The 20,033-nt window shown below is 46.0% G+C and carries 19 protein-coding genes; 18 read left to right on the top strand and 1 reads right to left on the bottom strand.

The window, feature by feature from the left end:
* The first annotated feature begins 20 nt into the window (after nucleotides 1-20).
* The 13 genes from accC (at nucleotide 21) to CXF70_RS17225 (ending at nucleotide 12,549) form a co-directional block, all read left to right on the top strand.
* On the top strand, nucleotides 21-1,370 hold the full coding sequence (accC, locus tag CXF70_RS17285) for an acetyl-CoA carboxylase biotin carboxylase subunit (RefSeq protein WP_084246807.1): 1,350 nt from the start codon (nucleotides 21-23) through the stop codon (nucleotides 1,368-1,370).
* 14 nt (nucleotides 1,371-1,384) lie between these two features.
* A complete protein-coding gene (locus tag CXF70_RS17280; protein WP_084246056.1) occupies nucleotides 1,385-1,783 on the top strand; it encodes an Asp23/Gls24 family envelope stress response protein in 399 nt (132 codons plus the stop codon).
* Nucleotides 1,784-1,970: 187 nt separating this feature from the next.
* A complete protein-coding gene (nusB, locus tag CXF70_RS17275) occupies nucleotides 1,971-2,360 on the top strand; it encodes a transcription antitermination factor NusB (RefSeq protein ID WP_084246054.1) in 390 nt (129 codons plus the stop codon).
* A 15-nt stretch (nucleotides 2,361-2,375) separates the two neighbouring features.
* Nucleotides 2,376-3,236, top strand: a complete 861-nt coding sequence (folD, locus tag CXF70_RS17270; RefSeq protein ID WP_101803682.1) for a bifunctional methylenetetrahydrofolate dehydrogenase/methenyltetrahydrofolate cyclohydrolase FolD — start codon at nucleotides 2,376-2,378, stop codon at nucleotides 3,234-3,236.
* A gap of 84 nt (nucleotides 3,237-3,320) precedes the next feature.
* Nucleotides 3,321-4,682, top strand: a complete 1,362-nt coding sequence (gene xseA / locus CXF70_RS17265) for an exodeoxyribonuclease VII large subunit (protein WP_101803681.1) — start codon at nucleotides 3,321-3,323, stop codon at nucleotides 4,680-4,682.
* On the top strand, nucleotides 4,675-4,911 hold the full coding sequence (locus CXF70_RS17260; protein WP_084246048.1) for an exodeoxyribonuclease VII small subunit: 237 nt from the start codon (nucleotides 4,675-4,677) through the stop codon (nucleotides 4,909-4,911). Before xseA ends, CXF70_RS17260 begins: the two co-directional genes overlap by 8 nt.
* Nucleotides 4,908-5,786 (top strand): polyprenyl synthetase family protein, encoded by an 879-nt coding sequence (locus tag CXF70_RS17255; RefSeq protein WP_084246046.1) that lies wholly within the window; start codon nucleotides 4,908-4,910, stop codon nucleotides 5,784-5,786. The genes CXF70_RS17260 and CXF70_RS17255 overlap by 4 nt, the downstream gene beginning before the upstream one ends.
* Before the next feature lie 92 nt (nucleotides 5,787-5,878).
* Nucleotides 5,879-7,783, top strand: coding sequence for a 1-deoxy-D-xylulose-5-phosphate synthase (gene dxs, locus CXF70_RS17250; protein WP_101803680.1), 1,905 nt, complete (start codon nucleotides 5,879-5,881; stop codon nucleotides 7,781-7,783).
* Nucleotides 7,780-8,601: a TlyA family RNA methyltransferase gene (locus CXF70_RS17245; RefSeq protein WP_101803679.1), complete on the top strand. Its 822-nt coding sequence runs from the start codon at nucleotides 7,780-7,782 to the stop codon at nucleotides 8,599-8,601. The genes dxs and CXF70_RS17245 overlap by 4 nt, the downstream gene beginning before the upstream one ends.
* Before the next feature lie 102 nt (nucleotides 8,602-8,703).
* Nucleotides 8,704-9,153, top strand: coding sequence for a transcriptional regulator AhrC/ArgR (gene ahrC / locus CXF70_RS17240; RefSeq protein WP_084246040.1), 450 nt, complete (start codon nucleotides 8,704-8,706; stop codon nucleotides 9,151-9,153).
* 17 nt (nucleotides 9,154-9,170) lie between these two features.
* Nucleotides 9,171-10,868, top strand: a complete 1,698-nt coding sequence (recN, locus tag CXF70_RS17235; protein WP_101803678.1) for a DNA repair protein RecN — start codon at nucleotides 9,171-9,173, stop codon at nucleotides 10,866-10,868.
* Nucleotides 10,869-10,902: 34 nt separating this feature from the next.
* Nucleotides 10,903-11,661 (top strand): sporulation transcription factor Spo0A, encoded by a 759-nt coding sequence (gene spo0A, locus CXF70_RS17230; RefSeq protein ID WP_084246036.1) that lies wholly within the window; start codon nucleotides 10,903-10,905, stop codon nucleotides 11,659-11,661.
* Between the two features lie 168 nt (nucleotides 11,662-11,829).
* Nucleotides 11,830-12,549: a glycerophosphodiester phosphodiesterase gene (locus CXF70_RS17225; protein WP_101803677.1), complete on the top strand. Its 720-nt coding sequence runs from the start codon at nucleotides 11,830-11,832 to the stop codon at nucleotides 12,547-12,549.
* Between the two features lie 356 nt (nucleotides 12,550-12,905).
* On the opposite strand, the gene CXF70_RS17220 is transcribed toward CXF70_RS17225, so the two are convergent.
* Nucleotides 12,906-13,139, bottom strand: a complete 234-nt coding sequence (locus tag CXF70_RS17220; protein WP_084246031.1) for a DUF2627 domain-containing protein — start codon at nucleotides 13,137-13,139, stop codon at nucleotides 12,906-12,908.
* Nucleotides 13,140-13,261: 122 nt separating this feature from the next.
* On the opposite strand from CXF70_RS17220, the gene CXF70_RS17215 reads away from it, so the two are divergent.
* The 5 genes from CXF70_RS17215 (at nucleotide 13,262) to lpdA (ending at nucleotide 20,019) form a co-directional block, all read left to right on the top strand.
* Entirely contained in the window at nucleotides 13,262-15,307 is a 2,046-nt protein-coding gene (locus CXF70_RS17215) for a sigma-54 interaction domain-containing protein (protein WP_101803676.1), read from the top strand.
* Between the two features lie 130 nt (nucleotides 15,308-15,437).
* A complete protein-coding gene (yqiS, locus tag CXF70_RS17210) occupies nucleotides 15,438-16,352 on the top strand; it encodes a phosphate butyryltransferase (RefSeq protein ID WP_101803675.1) in 915 nt (304 codons plus the stop codon).
* 20 nt (nucleotides 16,353-16,372) lie between these two features.
* Nucleotides 16,373-17,467 (top strand): Leu/Phe/Val dehydrogenase, encoded by a 1,095-nt coding sequence (locus CXF70_RS17205; RefSeq protein ID WP_084246025.1) that lies wholly within the window; start codon nucleotides 16,373-16,375, stop codon nucleotides 17,465-17,467.
* A 20-nt stretch (nucleotides 17,468-17,487) separates the two neighbouring features.
* Nucleotides 17,488-18,573 (top strand): butyrate kinase, encoded by a 1,086-nt coding sequence (buk, locus tag CXF70_RS17200; RefSeq protein ID WP_101803674.1) that lies wholly within the window; start codon nucleotides 17,488-17,490, stop codon nucleotides 18,571-18,573.
* An 18-nt stretch (nucleotides 18,574-18,591) separates the two neighbouring features.
* A complete protein-coding gene (gene lpdA / locus CXF70_RS17195; RefSeq protein WP_101803673.1) occupies nucleotides 18,592-20,019 on the top strand; it encodes a dihydrolipoyl dehydrogenase in 1,428 nt (475 codons plus the stop codon).
* Nucleotides 20,020-20,033: the final 14 nt, after the last annotated feature.

Genomic DNA, 20,033 nt, shown 5'->3' with positions numbered 1-20,033 from the left:
AGGGGATCTGACCAATGACGATGAAAAAAGTATTAATAGCCAACCGCGGTGAAATTGCCGTCCGTATTATCCGCGCATGCAAAGAAATGGATATCGAAACTGTCGCTGTCTATTCTGAAGCGGATAAAGAGGCGTTGCACGTTGAATTGGCGGACGAAGCATACTGCATCGGCCCCAAATTATCAAAAGACAGCTATTTGAACTTTTCCAATATCATCAGTGTGGCTAAACTGACCAACTGTGATGGCATCCATCCAGGATACGGATTCTTGGCAGAAAATGCCAGTTTCGCTGAACTTTGTGAAGAATGCGATATCATGTTCATCGGGCCAACATCGGATGCCATATCGAAAATGGGTACGAAGGATGTTGCGCGGGAAACCATGCGTAAGGCTGGTGTACCGGTAGTTCCAGGCTCTACAGGAATCGTGGCGAGCGAAGAAGATGGCCTTGAGATTGCTGAAAAAATCGGCTTCCCGGTCATTATCAAAGCTACTGCGGGCGGTGGAGGAAAAGGGATCCGTGTGGCTAGAACACGTGAAGATTTCATTACTGGCCTCCGGATGACCCAAAAAGAAGCGGCTGCCGCATTCGGTAACCCAGGTGTTTATATTGAGAAATTCATCGAAGATTTCCGTCATATCGAGATTCAGGTATTGGCTGATTCACATGGCAACGCTGTCCATTTGGGCGAGCGTGACTGTTCAATTCAGCGCCGCATGCAGAAATTGGTGGAAGAAGCTCCATCACCTGCCTTGTCACCAGAACTTCGCGCCGAAATGGGCGAAGCGGCAGTCAAAGCGGCTCTTGCAGTGGCTTATCGCGGAGCAGGTACGGTGGAATTCATCTTTGATGCCGTCAATCAAAAGTTCTATTTCATGGAGATGAATACACGTATTCAGGTGGAACATCCGGTAACTGAAATGATCACCGGAGTGGATCTGATCCAACAGCAATTGCGTGTGGCTTCCGGTGAAACATTAAGCTTTGGCCAGGAAGACATCACGTTTAAAGGCTGGTCGATTGAGTGCCGCATCAACGCTGAAAACCCTGCGAAGAATTTTATGCCTTCAGCGGGACGCGTGGATATGTATCTTCCGCCGGGCGGCCTTGGCGTCCGCATCGACTCTGCGATGTATTCAGGCTACAGCATTCCGCCGTACTATGATTCCATGGTCGCGAAATTGATCACATTTGCTGATACACGTGAAGAGGCGGTTGCGAAAATGAAACGCGCACTTGGTGAATTTGTCATCGAAGGCGTTTTCACGACAATCCCGTTCCATTTGAAACTGATGGATCACGAAGTTTTCAAATCAGGTGATTTCAACACGAAATTCCTTGAGAAATACGATGTATTGAATTCCTAGGGAGGAATGTCACAATGGCAGAAAAAACGATTCCATATGTAAAAATGAAACCGACGAACAAACAGGATCTCGGAAATATTGAAGTGGCTCCCGAAGTTCTTGAAATCATCGCAAGCATCGCGGCTTCGGATATCGAGGGAGTTGCCAGTATGCGAGGGAATTTTGCATCTGGCGTAGTTGAACGTCTTGGCAAGAAAGTCCATGGCAAAGGCGTCAAAACCGAACTTGCGGCTGACGGCTTGATGATTGATGTCTATTGTGTCATCAATTATGGCGTTTCGATTCCACAGACTGCCCAGAAAATCCAGGAACAGGTTCGCCAGACACTTGAAAACATGACATCCCTGCAGACTCAGGAAGTGAATGTCCATATTACCGGAATCCAATTTGAGTCCCAACAGAATATCGATTGATTAGAGAGACTGCCCAGTCACCAGATGGTGATGGGCGGTTTTTTAAATTTGCATGCATCTTTTGAGTTTTTGTGGAATGCTTTGAGGACTGACCCTCTTATTTTCCGAACATTTCAAACATGGAAGTTCCGGTGGATTATCTGTATAATGAGGGGTAATTAGCAGTGAAAAGGAGACCGGGTTTATTATGAAACGACATGAAGCACGTGAAAAAGCACTCCAGACCTTATTTCAATTGGAGGGCACCGAACTGACGATGGTGGAAGCGATCGACCATGTAATGGATGGAGAGAACGATAATTTCTACACACTCCTTGTCGAAGGTACATATACGAATATGGCTGACATCGACGAAAAATTAAAAGGACATTTGGAAAATTGGTCGTTGGAGAGATTGCCGAAAATTGAACGCACTATCCTGCGTATGGCTGTCTTCGAACTGACATATATGGAAGATGCGCCATCCCGTGTCATCATGAATGAAGCGATTGAACTCAGTAAAACGTTCGGTGATGAAAAATCGAGCCGCTTCGTCAATGGGGTTCTATCTAAATTTACAGACGAACTAGAAAATTAATTTGGGGGGATTCACTTGTCAGCCACTTTAATCGATGGAAAAGCAACCAGCCAGAAAATCAAAAACGAAATAGCACTTCGCGTGGAACAATTAGCATCAAAAGGAATCATACCGGGATTAGCGGTCGTCCTGATCGGTGACAACCCGGCGTCCCATACATATGTAAAAAATAAAAAGAGGACATGCGAAGCACTTGGCATGCGTTCTGATTTATTGCAGTTCCCGGAGACTTTCGGTGAAGACGAATTACTGGCAGTGATCCACAACTTGAACAATGACCCTGAAATTCATGGCATACTCGTACAATTGCCGCTTCCGGGACATATCGATGAATTTAAAGTGATACTGGCGATTGATCCGGAAAAAGATGTCGACGGATTCCATCCTGTGTCAGTCGGAAATATGATGATTGGCAGGGACGCTTTTTTGCCATGTACGCCACACGGCATCATGAAACTGCTGGAAGAATATCAAATCGATCCGGCAGGCAAGCATGCGGTAGTCATCGGCAGAAGCAATATCGTCGGAAAGCCGGCGGGGCAGCTTCTATTGCAAAAGGACGCTACAGTGACATATTGCCATTCCAGAACTGTTGATTTGGCAGCTTATACCCGAACTGCGGATATTCTTGTATCTGCAGTCGGACAGGCGAAGTTTCTCAGCAAAGATTATATAAAACCTGGAGCTGTAGTCATCGATGTCGGCATGAACCGGGATGAAAACGGCAAGTTATGCGGCGACGTGAATTTTGACGACGTCCTTGAAACTGCTTCTTATGTTACACCCGTGCCAGGCGGTGTCGGTCCTATGACCATCGCTATGCTGATGGAAAATACACTCCTGTCGGCTGAAAGAGGATTAGCGGAGACAAAATGAGCTTGACCATGTAAAATAATAAGAAACAAAGCTGTTTTTCGAAAGAAAGACAGCTTTTTAATATGGAAGATAGGGGCTGAAAACTTGACGTCCGACCCATACTTAAGTGTAAAAGCGTTAACGAAATACATAAAAAAGAAATTTGATGCCGACCCTCATCTACGGGATGTTTATGTAAAAGGGGAACTTTCGAATGTGAAGATCCATACGAGCGGCCATATTTATTTCACCTTGAAAGACAGTTCTGCGCGATTGCCTGCAGTGATGTTTGCCGCTAATGCCCGTGCCGTGAAATTTAAACCGGAGAGCGGTATGACAGTGCTGATCCGAGGCGATGTTTCCGTTTATGAAGCTTCAGGACAATACCAATTATATGCGCAATCGATGCAGCCCGACGGCATAGGTGATTATTATCTGGCATTCGAACAATTGAAGAAGAAGCTTTATGAAGAAGGTTTCTTTAATCCTTCCCATAAGAAGCAATTGCCCAGATTCCCTGACAAAATCGCAGTAGTCACCGCACCCACAGGAGCAGCCGTCAGAGATATTGTCATTACTTTGAACCGGCGCTACCCGCTGGCAAAGGTTACGATATTTCCCACGTTAGTGCAGGGTGAGCAAGCGACCAGATCCATTGTCCAGTCGATACAGGCAGCCAATAAAACAGATTTTGATGTCATGATTGTTGGCCGTGGCGGCGGTTCAATAGAAGATCTGTGGGCTTTTAATGAAGAGGCTGTCGCCAGAGCCATTTTTGATTCGCGGATTCCTATCATTTCCGCTGTGGGCCATGAAACCGACACAACAATTGCGGATTTTGTGGCAGATCTTCGCGCTGCCACACCGACGGCCGCTGCTGAACTCGCAGTTCCAAGCCGCACTGAATTGCTGGACAGGGTGATAAATCAGCAGAGCGGCATGTACCGTGTCATTACGAATCTGCTCGAAAGGGAAAAGACAGCTTTAAGAAAGCTGACGACTTCGATGCCATTTGCATATCCGGACCGATTGTATCGGCCGTTCATAGAAAGGGTGGAACGCGCCACCGATTCACTGCAGCGGGAAGTTTTCCAGCATCTGAACCGGTCGCGGGAGCGGCATGCCAATATGGACCGCCAGCTGGCCAACCGGATTCCCACACAGCGGATCCGCCAGTCGCAGGCGGATATCAGCCAATTACAAAAACGGCTGGAGCAATCCGCCCTTCAATCGATGAACACCAATAAAATGAAATTAAGTTCGGCAATGCGCACTCTTGATGCTTTGAGCCCATTAAAACTTATGGAGCGCGGCTACACTATTCCTTACAAGGACGGTGATGTGGTGAAGAGCATCCAGCAGGTGAGAGCCGGAGATGAACTGAAAGTGACCATGCAGGACGGAACTGTGGAAACAACCGTCACCAAAACTATTCCAATTACAAAAGGGGAGCATACAGATGGCTGAAAAGAAAATCATGTTCAATGACGCGATGCAGCAATTGGAGGAAATCGTCCGCCAACTGGAACAAGGGGATGTGCCTTTGGAGGAAGCATTAACCCTATATCAAAAGGGCATGGAATTATCAAAAGTGTGCCACGATAAATTACAGAATGCTGAAGAACAATTAGTGACGATGATGAAAGACGGCAAAGAAACATCCGTCGATATCGGAAAGGACGGGACGCCGAAATGAAGTTGAACGAGTTCCGCAGCTATTACGAACCGTTGATCCAGCAGGAGTTACTGGGTCAGATCTCTTCATTATCGATTCCGGCTTCATTAAAGGAATCAATGAATTATTCCCTCCAGGCAGGCGGCAAGCGCATTCGCCCGATCCTTCTGCTTGCGGTCATGCATGAACTTGGCCATAACCATCCGGATGCTCTAAAAGTTGCGGCTGCAATTGAAATGATCCATACCTATTCGCTGATCCATGACGATCTGCCGAGTATGGACGATGACGATCTGAGAAGAGGCATGCCGACGAACCATAAAGTTTACGGTGAGGCAGTCGCCATCCTGGCGGGTGACGCTTTACTTACGTACAGCTTTGGTTTGATCGCGCGCTTAGAAAATGTCTCGAGCGATGATAAAGTGCAATTGATCGATCTTATGAGTGTGTCAGCCGGTGCGGAAGGCATGGTCGGCGGCCAGATCCTGGATATTGAAGGCGAAGAAAAGAAATTGGAATTACAGGAACTTGAACAAGTGCATCGCTTAAAAACAGGGGCGCTGCTGACTTTCAGTATCCTGGCAGGGGCGATACTTGCGCAGGCGAAACCCGATACCATGGTGTCATTGACCCGTTTTGGGGAGCATCTTGGACTCGCTTTCCAGATTCAGGACGATATTTTGGACGTTACAGGAACATCCGAAGAACTTGGCAAAACGGCCGGAAAAGATGAAAACAGCGAAAAAAGCACTTATCCAGGCATCCTGACACTTCCGAAAGCCAAGGAAAAACTGGATCATCATGCAGCGGAAGCATTGGCTGCTATCGAAGGACTGGACGGGGAAGCGGCATTATTGAAAGAATTGACGGCCATGATCGTCAAAAGAAAAAACTGACAATAGTTGCTCCCGTTTGTACATTCGCTGACAATTGATATAATGTAGAGAGAAATAAAGACGGAAAAATTTTTAAAAAGGTGTGTGATGGAATGGATCTTCATACGATTACTAGTCCATCTTTCTTAAAACAGCTGAGCAATGATCAGCTTGTTGACTTAAGTGAAGATATCAGACGATTTTTAATAGAGAACTTATCAAAAACCGGTGGACACATCGGCCCCAATCTTGGTGTGGTTGAATTGACGATTGCGCTTCATCGCGTATTCGACAGCCCATCGGACAAATTGATCTGGGATGTCGGGCATCAATCTTATGTCCATAAAATTCTTACCGGAAGAGCGTCGCAATTTGACACGCTGCGTCAGTTCAAAGGACTTTGCGGTTTCCCTAAACGCAATGAAAGCGATCATGATGTATGGGAGACAGGACATAGCTCCACTTCTTTATCCGCAGCAATGGGGATGGCTGCCGCACGTGATATCAAAGGCGCCAAAAATCATGTCATCCCGATTATCGGCGACGGCGCATTGACTGGCGGCATGGCCTTGGAAGCTCTTAACCATATCGGCCACGCCAACACGGATATGGTTGTCATCCTGAATGACAACGAGATGTCGATTGCACCTAATGTTGGTGCTTTGCATTCTGTGCTCGGGCGTATGCGTACTGCCGGTAAATACAATAAAGTTAAAGACGATCTCGAATACCTTCTTAAAAAGGTGCCGGCTGTCGGAGGCAAACTTGCCACCACGGCTGAACGTGTAAAAGACAGCCTCAAATATCTTCTCGTATCAGGCATGTTCTTTGAAGAGCTGGGATTCACTTACCTTGGCCCGATTGACGGCCATGACCTGGAAGAACTGGAAGACAATCTGCAATACGCAAAAAAAGTTGGCGGACCTGTCCTATTGCATGTCGTCACTAAAAAAGGTAAAGGCTTTTTGCCTGCGGAACAGGATAAAATCGGTACATGGCACGGAACTGGCCCTTATAAAATCGATACCGGGGATCTCGTGAAATCATCATCGAAAGCACCTTCCTGGAGCGGCTTGGTAGCTGAAACCGTCCGCAAGCTGGCACGTACAGACGAACGCATTGTGGCGATTACGCCTGCGATGCCGGTTGGATCCAAGCTGGAAGGCTTCGCTTCTGAATTTCCGAACCGTTTTTATGACGTGGGCATAGCAGAACAGCATGCCACCACGATGTCTGCCGGACTTGCTACACAGGATATGAAACCTTTCCTGGCCATTTATTCGACATTCCTTCAACGCGCATATGACCAGGTGGTCCATGATATCTGCCGCCAAAACCTGAATGTTTTCATCGGCATTGACCGCTCCGGTTTAGTAGGGGCGGACGGCGAAACGCATCAGGGTGTATTTGATGTCGCATTCCTCCGCAACTTGCCGAATATGGTTGTTATGATGCCGAAAGATGAAAATGAAGGCCAGCATATGGTCAAAACTGCCATCGACTATAATGGAGGTCCGATTGCCTTGCGCTATCCGAGGGGCAACGGACTGGGTGTAGAGATGGATGCCGAGCTTCAGGCATTGCCGATCGGCAGCTGGGAAGTCTTGAAAAAAGGTACAGATGCCGTCATCCTGACTTTCGGTACCACAATACCGATGGCGATGGATGCTGCAAAAAAACTTTCTGAAAAAGGCATCAATGCAGAAGTTGTGAACGCCCGTTTCATCAAACCGATGGATGAAGAAATGCTTCACTCCATTTTCAAACGCAATTTACCTGTGATGACCATTGAAGAAGCGATTCTTCAGGGTGGTTTCGGCAGCGCGGTGCTTGAGTTTGCCCATGATCATGGTTACCATGATGCAACAATCGACCGTATGGGGATTCCGGATCAATTCATTGAACACGGTGATGTTGCCGAGTTGATGGATGAAATCCATATGAACAGCGACCAAGTTGTCAGCACCATTCAGAATCTGATTCCAGAAAAATCACAGGCAGGCTACAAGGCCCTATGAACAAAATCAAAAAAGAACGTGTGGATGTTCTCCTTGTAGATCGGGGAATCTGTGAAACACGTGAGAAAGCGAAACGCGCCATCATGGCTGGAATCATCTATTCCGGTTCTGAACGGCTGAACAAACCGGGAGAGAAAATCCTTTCGGATGCTCCATTGCAAATGAAGGGCAATGATCTGAAATATGTCAGCAGGGGGGGCTTGAAACTTGAAAAAGCCTTGGCTGAATTCGACCTGTCCGTCGATGGCAAACTGATGCTCGACATCGGTTCTTCCACCGGCGGCTTTACGGATTGCGCCTTGCAGAACGGTGCTGCCCATTGCTACGCCTTGGACGTCGGTTATAATCAGCTGGCTTGGAAAATCAGGCAGGACACTCGGGTGACAGTTATGGAACGGACGAATTTCCGTCATTCCAAACCTGAAGATTTTACGGAAGGTCTGCCTGAATTCGCCAGTATTGACGTATCATTCATTTCATTGAAAATCATCCTGCCGGTCTTGAGAACGATCCTGGTGCCGGGGGGCGATGTGATTGCCCTCGTGAAACCGCAATTTGAGGCAGGCAGGGAAAATGTAGGCAAAAAAGGTATTATCCGCGATCCCAAAATCCATAAGGATGTACTGATGAAAGTCGGCGGTTTCGCATCTGAAGCCGGTTTTCATATCAGGAATATGTCATACTCCCCCATAACTGGAGGAGAAGGCAACATCGAGTTCCTCTTTCATCTTCAATCGGCTTTTGACGGGGAAGAAGTTTCCTCCATTTCTGAAGCGGATGCTGTTCAGACAGTCGCATCAGCACATGAAAATCTTTAGCAGGCAAACACATTCCTTCGGGCATGTGTTTTCTTGTTTTTAACCACATTTAAGGTTACGATATAAAAGAATTAGAATAATTATTCATTCAGGGGGCACATTATGAATAAAGGACAACGCCATATAAAAATTCGTGACCTCATCTCGAACCGTGAGATTGAAACGCAGGATGAATTGGTGGATATTTTAAAAGCAGGTGGATACGAAGTCACTCAAGCTACGGTTTCAAGAGATATAAAAGAATTGCATCTTGTCAAAGTGCCATTGCAGGACGGACGCTATAAATACAGTTTGCCTGCGGATCAGCGCTTCAATCCGATGCAGAAATTGCACCGTGCGCTAACTGATGCGTTTGTCAGCATCGACGGCGCCAGCCATTTTCTTGTCATGAAGACCCTGCCGGGAAATGCTCATGCCATAGGTTCGTTGATAGACCATCTGGATTGGCCTGAAATACTTGGAACAATTTGCGGTGATGATACCTGTTTGATCATATGCAGGGATACAGAACATCGGGACATACTTAAACAGCGCTTGATTGAAATGCTTTGATGAAGAGGTGAATACTGATGCTTCGTGAATTGGATATTAAGAATTTTGCTATCATAGATAATCTGACAGTCAGTTTTACCGAAGGGCTTACCGTGTTGACCGGGGAAACTGGAGCCGGAAAATCGATCATCATCGACGCGGTCAATCTTTTGGCGGGCGGCAGAGGGAGCCAGGAATTTATCCGGCACGGTGCCAGTAAAGCTGAAATAGAAGGGCTTTTCTCTATTGATGACCCTAAACATCCGGTTTTCCGTAAAATGGAAGAACTTGGAATAGATTTTTCTGAAGGCGATGTATTATTGCGGCGCGAGTTGAACGATAAAGGGAAAAATGTCTGCCGGATCAACGGCAAACTGGTGACGATTTCTATTCTGCGTGAAGTAGGCGGCGCGTTAATCGATATACATGGCCAGCATGAGACCCAGGAGCTGATGGATGAAAAACGCCATCTGCATTTATTGGATCAATATGCCGGAAAGAGCCTTTCGAAAGCGAAGGCAAGTTATGCCAATACTTATGAAAAGTACACGAAATTAAAACGTGAATTTTCTTCCTATAACGAAAATGAGCAGCAAATTGCCCAGCGGATCGATCTGCTGACTTTCCAGCTCCGGGAAATCGAAGCGGCTGAACTTATCGCCGGTGAGGAAGAAGAGCTTGCGCTTGAACGGAAAAAACTCCAGAATTTCAATAAGATATATGAATCGGTTTCTGCTGCGCATGAAGCGATTCAAGGAGAATCCAAAGGTTTGGACTGGGTGGGCTCTGCAATGTCTGAGCTGGAGCATGCCGCTTCTGTAGATGAAACATATCAAAGCCATTCAGAAATGGTCAGCGGTGCGTTCTATCAATTACAGGATACGGCTACAGAGATAAAGCGCATGCTGGATGACATGGAATTCGACCCAGCCAGACTCAATGAAATCGAACAGCGTTTAGCCGCCATCCAGTCACTTAAAAGAAAGTACGGTGCATCCGTCGAAGATATTCTCATCTATCAGGAAACCCAGACGGATGAGTTGGATAAATTGCTGAATCGTGATCAGCGGCTCCAATTGGATCAGCAGAAACTGAAAGAGTTGAAAGAGGACCTGAAAATCGATGCGGAAGAGCTGACTTTATTGAGAAAAAAAGCAGCCAGCCGACTCAGCAAAGATATCATGGAGCAGCTGCGGGAGCTGCATATGGGAAAAGCATCATTTGAAGTGGTCTTCGAACCTTTTGCACCCGGTAAATTCGACCGGAATGGCGGAGATTCCATCGCTTTCCATATTTCTACCAATCTCGGTGAACCTTTAAAGCCGTTGACTAAAGTCGCTTCAGGTGGTGAGCTTTCCCGTATGATGCTGGCTTTGAAAACAATCTTCTCGAAGCATCAGGGAATCACTTCCATTATTTTCGATGAAGTCGATACGGGAGTCAGCGGCCGTGTAGCTCAAGCAATCGCGGAAAAAATTGCGGCGATATCTGTACATTCCCAGGTATTATGCATTTCGCATCTGCCGCAAGTTGCGGCTATGGCGGATCAGCATCTTTTCATCGAAAAGCGGATTGAAAAGAAACGGACCATTACAGCTGTACATGAATTGGATGGCCGTGAACGGACAGAAGAGATGAGCAGGATGCTTTCCGGAGCGGAAATTACAGAATTGACCTTACAGCATGCTGACGAATTGCTGAAGCTCGCCAAAGACCGCAAACTTGCGATGAGATAATCTTCAAAGAGCAGGTACAGGAGGACGTGGAATTATGGAAAAGATAAATGTCGCGATTGCCGATGATAATCGGCAATTAGCGGATATGATGGTGGAGTATCTGAACTTACAGCCGAATATGGAAGTGGTGGCAGTTGTCCATAACGGAAAAGAATGCATAGAAATGCTGAAAAAGCAGAAAGTTGATATCTTATTGCTGGATAATATCATGCCTTTTTTGGATGGGATCGGTGTATTGGATGCCATCAAAGGGGAAGAAGACTTAAAAAACGTCCGAGTGATCATGCTGTCAGCATTTGGCCAGGATACCCTGATGAGCCAGGCTGCTCAAAACGGAGCATCCTATTTCATCATGAAACCGTTTGAACTCGATCGTCTGGCAAAGCAGATTGAACATATAATGGAAGAAAAGAACGCGGAACCTGAAGTGAAGGATGACCCCGTAACTGCGGTCATAAAAGAGATCGGCATTCCGGCACACATCAATGGCTATATTTATCTGAAAGAAGCAGTCCATCTCGTGCTGGAAGATCCTAATATAATCCACAAAGTGACGAAGTCATTATATCCGGGGATTGCCGAAAGATTCGACACAACATCGACCCGTGTGGAACGTTCAATACGCCATGCAATAGAACTTGTGTGGAACCGGGGAGATATTAAAGCGATAGCTCAGACTTTCGGCTACAGTGAGGATTATTTGAAGAATCGGCCGGCTAATTCGGAATTTATTGCCATGCTTCATGAAACAGTCAATCGGAATATGGAAAATGAAAACCAGGATTCCGAGTAACGAATAGTGCACAATCGGATATTATTTCACCAAAGACATCGGATCTGTAGGATCCGGTGTCTTTTTGCTATTCGGATAACTGTACATCTTTCCTCAGCGTGGTAAAATGGACACCGAATGAAAAATTTTCCTAAACTTGAAAATCCATAAGCAGAAAGCGTGGTATTCATGCAAAATATAGAAATCTACAGCCATCGGGGAGCATCATCCGCAGCGCTCGAGAATACATGGCCTTCTTTTCGCAAGGCCTGTGAGCTGGGAGTGGGCATCGAGCTGGATGTTCAGATAACTAAAGATGGAGTAGTGCTGGTATTTCATGATGATGATCTTAAAAGGCTCGGTGGCAGGAACCTGAGGATTGAAGAAATCGACTATGAAAAAATCAAGGATCTGAGGATAGGCAAACGGGGGCGGCGGAAATTTTCGGCCGACCGCATCCCTTTGGCCTATGAAGTTTTTCACTGGGCAAAGGAGAAGTCGGTGCCTTTGAATATTGAAATAAAAGAATCATTTGCAGTTCATTCCGAGGGACCGGAAATTCTGGCGGCTATGCTCGAAGGGCTTAAAAATATTCATCTGTCTTCCTTTAATGCTGAAATTTTGAAGGAAATGAAACAGCTTAAACCAGAAATTGAAACTGCTTTGGTCATCAAGAAAAAACACAAACTGCAATTCTTGGACAAGTTGACCTGGGTCGACGGCATCCATCTGCATAAAAGGCTATATTCAGAAAAACTTCTGATCCGGTTGAATGACATGAAAAAGAAGATAAGGATTTACGGAATCGTGGGATCGGAAAAAGTGGTAAAACAGCCTTCGCGACACCTGTCTGGAATCATCACGGATTATCCCGGTAAAATAAAAGAAAAAATGCGTCTGCCCGATTGAGGCAGACGCATTTTTTTAGTTTGTTGAGAAATAGTGAAATCTAAGCAACCGATATTGCGCAAAACAGCTTCGCTTTCCTGGGGGCTTGCACTGAGCTAACTCGGTCTCGGTCCCCTTCACCCGAGTGGATCTCAGCACTTCACTCGAACCGGAGTTGGAACCCAACTCCGGTTCTAATCCCCTGGGAGTCTTGCTGATTTGCTCCATATCTCAAAATTACTCTCAATTAAGAAGTACCTGACAATTTAAAATGCATCAAGAGTCGGTGAAGAGCACAGATGTGTACTTGCATCACTGTGGCAATTTGTTAACCTGTCTTTTGCATTTAAGATTTAAACGGCCATTTCCGCTTTTCCTTACTTCTGGAATCTCTTCGATACCGTTCCTTTTTTCCGGTCGCGATTCAACAGGAACCCTGCGAAGAATCCGATGCCGAGAACAGTGAACAGCAGTCCCAATGAAAATTGAAGCCAAAGCACTGGATAAGGTTCGAGCAATTTATTGAATACGGAATCTCTCATAAGTTTTATGCCATAAGCGGCCATGACTCCAGGAATTAAAAGAATGATGAATGCTATTAAACGTCCCATGTTTCCACTCCTTCTTTGTCTATTGTTCAGATTTCCGTTAAAGTTGTCAAGAATTCCTGCCTGATGTAACCTTAAATAAGATTGCAATCTATTGCATAGTAAGCAAAGGAGTTTGAATTATCTTGCAAAAAGTACTGATAATAGGCGGCGGTGCAGGCGGTTCTGCTTTGCTTGAAATGCTCCGTGATTCCGAGAATCTGGAGATGGTCGGTATCGCGGATATCAATCCGGCTGCACCGGCTTTGGAACTGGCGAAAGAATTAGGGATCAGCATCAGAAAGAGTTATACGGACTTTCAAAAAAACGATTTTGATATTGTGATCAATGTCTCCGGCAGCAATGAAGTGCAGCGGCAATTGGAAAACTATTTTCCGGTCAGCACTGTCATCATTCCCGGGAGCATTGCGAATTTTATTGTAAAGCTGATAAACGAAAAAGAACATTTCATCAAAAAACTCAGCGGCGAAAGCCACAAACAGAATATCATTTTCAATTCAATTGAAGAAGGGATGATCGGCATTGACCGATCCAGCCATATCATTTTCATGAACCGTTCTGCTTCAAGGATGCTGGAAAAGGATTCCCGTGAAGTTATTGGGAAACATATCCATGAATTAATCTCCACGAGTGAACTTCCGAGGATATACGAAACGGGAAGAGTCGAATTGAACAGGGAACTGCAGTTAAAAAATGGCTTGAAAATCGTCACTTCCAGATTTCCCATGATTGATGAAAACGGTGAAATCATCGGTGCATTCGCAGTGTTCCAGGATATCACTGAAGTGGTTTCGCTGGCTGAGGAAATTACGGATCTGAAAGAAATCCAAACGATGCTGCAAGCAATTATCCAGTCGAGTGATGATGCCATTTCAGTGGTGGATGAAAACGGCTACGGTCTTCTGGTTAATCCAGCCTATACAAGAATTACCGGTTTGCACATGGACGATGTAATCGGCCAGCCTGCCTCAGCGGATATTTCAGAAGGTGAAAGCATGCATTTGAGGGCGCTCCAAACAAGAAAACCGGTGCGCGGCGTGAATCTTAAAGTGGGACCGGCAAACCGGGAAGTGATTGTCAATGTGGCGCCGATCATTGTGGATAATATTCTGAAAGGCAGTGTAGGCGTCATCCATGACACAACGGAAATCAGATCGCTCATGAAAGAACTGGACCGCGCAAGAAGCATCATCCGGACATTGGAATCCAAATATACATTTGATGATATCATCGGCCTGTCTCCGGAAATGCAATTATCGCTGCAACAGGCGAAATTGGCGGCGCAGACGCCAGTCACTGTATTGCTGCGGGGCGAATCAGGAACCGGAAAAGAATTATTCGCACATGCAATCCACAGTGCAAGCGACCGCAAATACAATAAATTTGTCAGGGTAAACTGTGCCGCGTTGTCAGAAGAATTACTGGAAAGCGAACTCTTCGGTTATGAAGAAGGTGCAATGCCCGGAGTCAAAAGCGGTGAAAAGAAAGGGCTGTTCGAAGAGGCTAACAATGGCAGCATTTTCATAGATGAGATCGGTGAATTGTCACCTGCTATTCAAAGTAAATTATTGAGGGTTCTGCAGGAACATGAAACACTGCGGATAGGAGGGGCGACACCGGTCCCCGTGAATGTACGGGTCATAGCCTCCACAAACGCCAATATGGAAAAAGCGCTGTTGGATGGGACTTTCAGGGAAGACTTGTATTACCGGTTGAACCGGATGCCAATCCTCATTCCGCCTCTACGGAGCAGGAAACAGGACATACCCCGTATCGTGGACCGGCTTCTGATGAAATTGAATCAGGAATACGGTAGAAACGTGGAAAGCATTACTGACAAAGCACTGCAGCTATTACGTTTATACGATTGGCCTGGTAATGTGCGAGAGTTGGAGAATGTCATAAGCAGAGCGATGATCTTCATGAATATCAATGAAAAAATTCTGACCGAAAAAAATATCCCCTTGAATATGATCAAAGCGACCGAAACGAAGAACGAAGTGGCGATTGAAAGCGGCAGTCCGCTCCAGGAGCAGCTTGACACGGTTGAACGGGGGATACTGCAACGGGCTCTGGAGCAGCATAAAGGAAATAAATCGAAGACGGCAAAAGCCTTGGATGTATCTTTAAGAACACTCTATTACAAGTTAGAAAAGTTTGGATTAGATTAATTTTGCAGCTTATTGCACGATTTTGCAATAATTTGCAAAGAGATACGCTGTTTTTGCCCGATAAAACGCTTACATCCCTTATATTGCAAGGTTCTTTCTGTTTTAATTAAGTAGAATGAGGTGATAATTGATGACCACATTAAATGAAATAGTCGAACAAATTTCTTCAGAAGTGAAACAAAATGATGTGGCGGTTGCCGCTGCTGCTGATATGGAAGTATTAGAGGCAGTCAACATGGCGATCTCACGCAATATAGCCAGTTTTAGCCTCTTTGATGAAGAAGCGAAACTCAATGCGATGATGAGTGAACATTTCCCTCATCTGCTGAATCATCCTAAAGTCAGGCTGATAAATGTAAAAGGGGCTGCGCAAGCAGCAAATGCCGCGGTGAAATCGGTTTTCGTCAAGGATTCCAATGTTCTGATGAAAGGGCATATTCCTACAGCTGTGCTGTTGAAGGCCGTGCTGAATGATGAATATGGTTTGCGCACAGGAAATATTCTGTCGCATGTTGCGGCTTTCGAAGTTGCTGGTTTTGACCGGCTGATCTTCATTACGGATGCCGGTATGAATATCACTCCTGATCTCATGCAAAAAGCGCAGATTATTCGGAACGCAGTGCAAGTTGCGCGGTCTGTTGGAGTCGATACTCCTGTTGTGGCACCGCTGGCAGCCGTTGAAGTGGTTAATCCGGCAATGCAGGCGACTCTTGATTCCGCAGCCTTGACTGCTATGAACAAGAGGGGGCAAATCACTGATTGCATCGTCGATGGCCCGCTGGCTTTAGACAACGCAATATCGGCCATTGCTGCTGAGCATAAGGGCATCACCGGTACTACCGCAGGAAATGCAGATATATTAGTGGTTCCTAACATCGAATCCGGCAATATCCTTTACAAATCGCTGGTCTATTTCGCGAAAGCGAAAGTCGGCGGAGTCATCGCGGGTGCAAAGGCACCGATAGTGCTGACTTCACGGGCAGACAGCGCCGAAAGTAAATTATATTCACTAGCATTGGCGATAAAATCATCCGCCATTGAATAAATCATTAGGAGGAATTTAAAATGGAAATATTCAAAAAAATGGAAGAACATGATTATGAGCAATTGGTATTTTGCCAGGACAAGAATTCCGGATTAAAAGCGATCATTTGCATCCATGACACTACATTAGGGCCTGCTCTTGGTGGAACGCGCATGTGGAATTACGAAACAGAAGAAGAAGCGATCGAAGACGCAATCCGTCTGGGACGCGGAATGACATACAAAAATGCTGCGGCTGGCTTAAACCTTGGCGGCGGTAAAACCGTTATCATCGGGGATCCATTGAAAGATAAGAACGAAGAAATGTTCCGTGCATTCGGACGTTTCATCCAAGGTTTGAATGGACGTTATATCACGGCTGAAGATGTAGGAACAACTGTTGCAGATATGGATTTGATCCACGAAGAAACAGATTTCGTAACAGGGATTTCCCCTGCGTTCGGTTCTTCAGGCAACCCTTCACCGGTTACAGCCTACGGTTGCTACATCGGAATGAAAGCAGCTGCTCTTGAAGCTTTCGGAGATGATTCTCTTGAAGGCAAAACTGTAACTGTACAAGGCGTAGGAAACGTGGCTTATACACTATGCGAATACCTGCACAAAGAAGGCGCAAACCTGATCGTTACAGATATTAACAAAGACGCAGTTCAGCGTGCGGTAGATAACTTCGGTGCTACAGCGGTTGAACCGAACGAAATCTATTCACAGGAAGCGGATATATTCGCTCCATGTGCAATGGGCGCAATCATCAATGACGATACAATTCCGCAATTGAAAGTGAAAGTTGTCGCTGGTTCAGCAAACAACCAGTTAAAAGAAGAACGTCACGGTGATGAACTGGAATCACGCGGCATTGTCTATGCACCTGATTTTGTCATCAATTCTGGCGGGGTAATCAACGTAGCCGATGAACTTTACGGATACAATAACGAACGTGCGATGAAGCGCGTAGAAACGATCTACGACAGCATTTCACGCATTTTCGAAATTTCGAAACGTGATGGAATCCCTAGCTACCAAGCTGCAGACCGTATGGCAGAAGAACGCATCGAGCGCGTACGCAAATCACGCAGCCAATTCCTGCGCAATGAACACAATATCATCAGCAGACGCTAATTTGAAATGGAGGGATCGCTTTGCAGGAACAGACTTATCGCATATTGGTCATTAACCCGGGATCTACATCTACGAAAATAGGCGTTTTTGACAATGATACTCTGATCATGGAAAAAACGATCCGCCATTCGACTGAAGCGATCAATGAATTTCCATCGATCATCGACCAGTTCGCATTTCGTAAACAGACCATTCTCGAAGCTCTGGATGAAGAAGGCATGAATATTTCCAAACTTTCGGCTGTCTGCGGCCGTGGTGGATTGCTGCGACCGATCGAAGGCGGCACCTATTCGGTGAATGAAGCGATGCTGGCGGATCTCAGAAAAGGGGTTTCAGGTCAGCACGCTTCCAATCTGGGTGGCATCATTGCCAACGAAATTGCCGAAGGGCTGAATATCCCTGCTTTCATAGTGGATCCGGTAGTCGTGGATGAACTGGATCCGATTGCCCGCATATCAGGTTTTTCCCTGATCGAGCGGAAATCGATTTTCCATGCGCTCAACCAGAAAGCAGTAGCCAGAAGATATGCAAAAGAAAAAGGCCGGAGATATGAAAATCTCAGGCTTATCGTCACCCATATGGGGGGCGGTATAACTGTCGGCGTCCATAAAGAGGGGCGAGTGGTCGAAGTCAATAACGGATTACATGGAGACGGCCCTTTCAGCCCTGAACGGGCAGGTACCGTTCCGGCCGGTGATTTGGTTGAATTGTGTTTTTCCGGACAATATTATCGCCATGAAATCATGAAGCGGCTCGTAGGTCAGGGTGGACTTGTCAGTTACTTGGGCACGAATGATGCCGTGACTGTTGAAAAGCGTATACAAAAAGGTGATCAACAGGCAGAGATGGTCTATGATGCCATGGCTTACCAAGTGGCAAAGGAAATCGGTTCGGCAAGTGCTGTGCTGCACGGCAAAGTTGATGCCATCATTCTGACCGGTGGACTTGCTTACGGAAAAGGCTTTGTGAAAGCGATTTCCGACCGCATCAACTGGATTGCAGATGTTGCTGTTCATCCGGGGGAAAATGAATTACAGGCTCTTGCTGAAGGTGCGGTAAGGGTTTTGAATAAAGAAGAAGAAGCTAAAATTTATCCGGCTTTATAATAGAAGGAGGACATTTACATGGCACAGAATTATGATGTAGTCATCCTTGGCGGCGGAACCGGCGGTTATGTTGCCGCTATCCGTTCAGCACAATTAGGCTTGAAAACGGCAATCGTTGAAAAAGGCGAACTTGGCGGAACTTGCCTTCACAGAGGATGCATTCCGAGCAAAGCATTGCTCCGAAGCGCAGAAGTATACTCGACTGCAAAAAACCACGCGGCTGATTTTGGAGTCAATACAGGTGAAGTCAGCCTTGATTTTTCCAGAGTGCAGCAGCGTAAACAAGGAATCGTCGACCAATTGCACGCTGGTGTTCAAGGATTGATGAAAAAAGGGAAGATCGATGTTTATGAAGGCATCGGACGTATTCTGGGACCTTCCATCTTTTCTCCGAATCCTGGTACGATTTCTGTTGAAATGAATAATGGCGAAGAAAACGAAATGCTGATTCCGCATAACGTCATCATCGCAACCGGTTCACGGCCGCGCAGCCTGCCTGGCCTTGAAATTGACGGTGACTTCGTGATGAGTTCAGACGAAGCGCTTGCCATGACGGAATTGCCTAAGTCAATACTGATTGTCGGCGGCGGTGTCATCGGCATCGAATGGGCCTCAATGCTCAACGACTTCGGTGTTGAAGTGACGGTCATCGAATATGCTGACCGCATTATTCCAACTGAAGATAAAGATATCTCAAAAGAGATGCTTAAATTATTGAAGAAAAAAGGGATCACTTTTGCAACAAGTGCTAAAGTGATGGCTGATACTCTTGAAAAAGGCGATAACGGCGTTACGATCCAAGCAGAAATCAATGGTAAAAACCAAAGCTTCTCTGCTGAAAAAATGCTTGTGTCCGTTGGGCGCCAGGCAAATGTTGAAAATATCGGGATCGAAAATACGGACATCATTGTGGACAAAGGGTTTATTCAAGTGAAAAACACTTTCCAGACTAAAGAGTCCCATATCTATGCAATCGGCGACGTAATCGGCGGTCTTCAATTGGCACATGTTGCATCCCATGAAGGCATCACCGCTATTGAACATATTAAAGGCAATAACCCGCATGCCATCGATTATGACAAAGTTTCCCGGTGCATCTATTCTAATCCGGAAGCTGCAAGCGTAGGCATTACTGAAGAGCAGGCAAAAGAAAAAGGCCATGACGTTAAAGTCGGCAAATTTTCATTCAAAGCGATCGGAAAAGCGCTCGTCTATGGTGAAAGTGACGGTTTTGTCAAAATCATCGCTGATAAAGAAACAAATGACGTCCTTGGCGTCCATATGATTGGACCGCATGTGACGGATATGATTTCCGAAGCAGGTCTGGCAATGGTCCTCGATGCAACTCCATGGGAAATTGCAGATACGATCCACCCTCACCCGACTTTGTCCGAAGTCATGGGTGAAGCTGCTCTTGCCGTTGACGGCAAAGCAATCCACAGTTAAAGGAGGAAATTTGA

The sequence above is a fragment of the Planomicrobium sp. MB-3u-38 genome, assembly GCF_002836425.1.
GTDB classification, from domain to species: Bacteria; Bacillota; Bacilli; order Bacillales_A; family Planococcaceae; genus Planococcus; species Planococcus okeanokoites.
The sequence above is the reverse complement of the archived record's forward strand: the minus strand, read 5'-3'. Positions and strand labels throughout refer to the sequence as shown.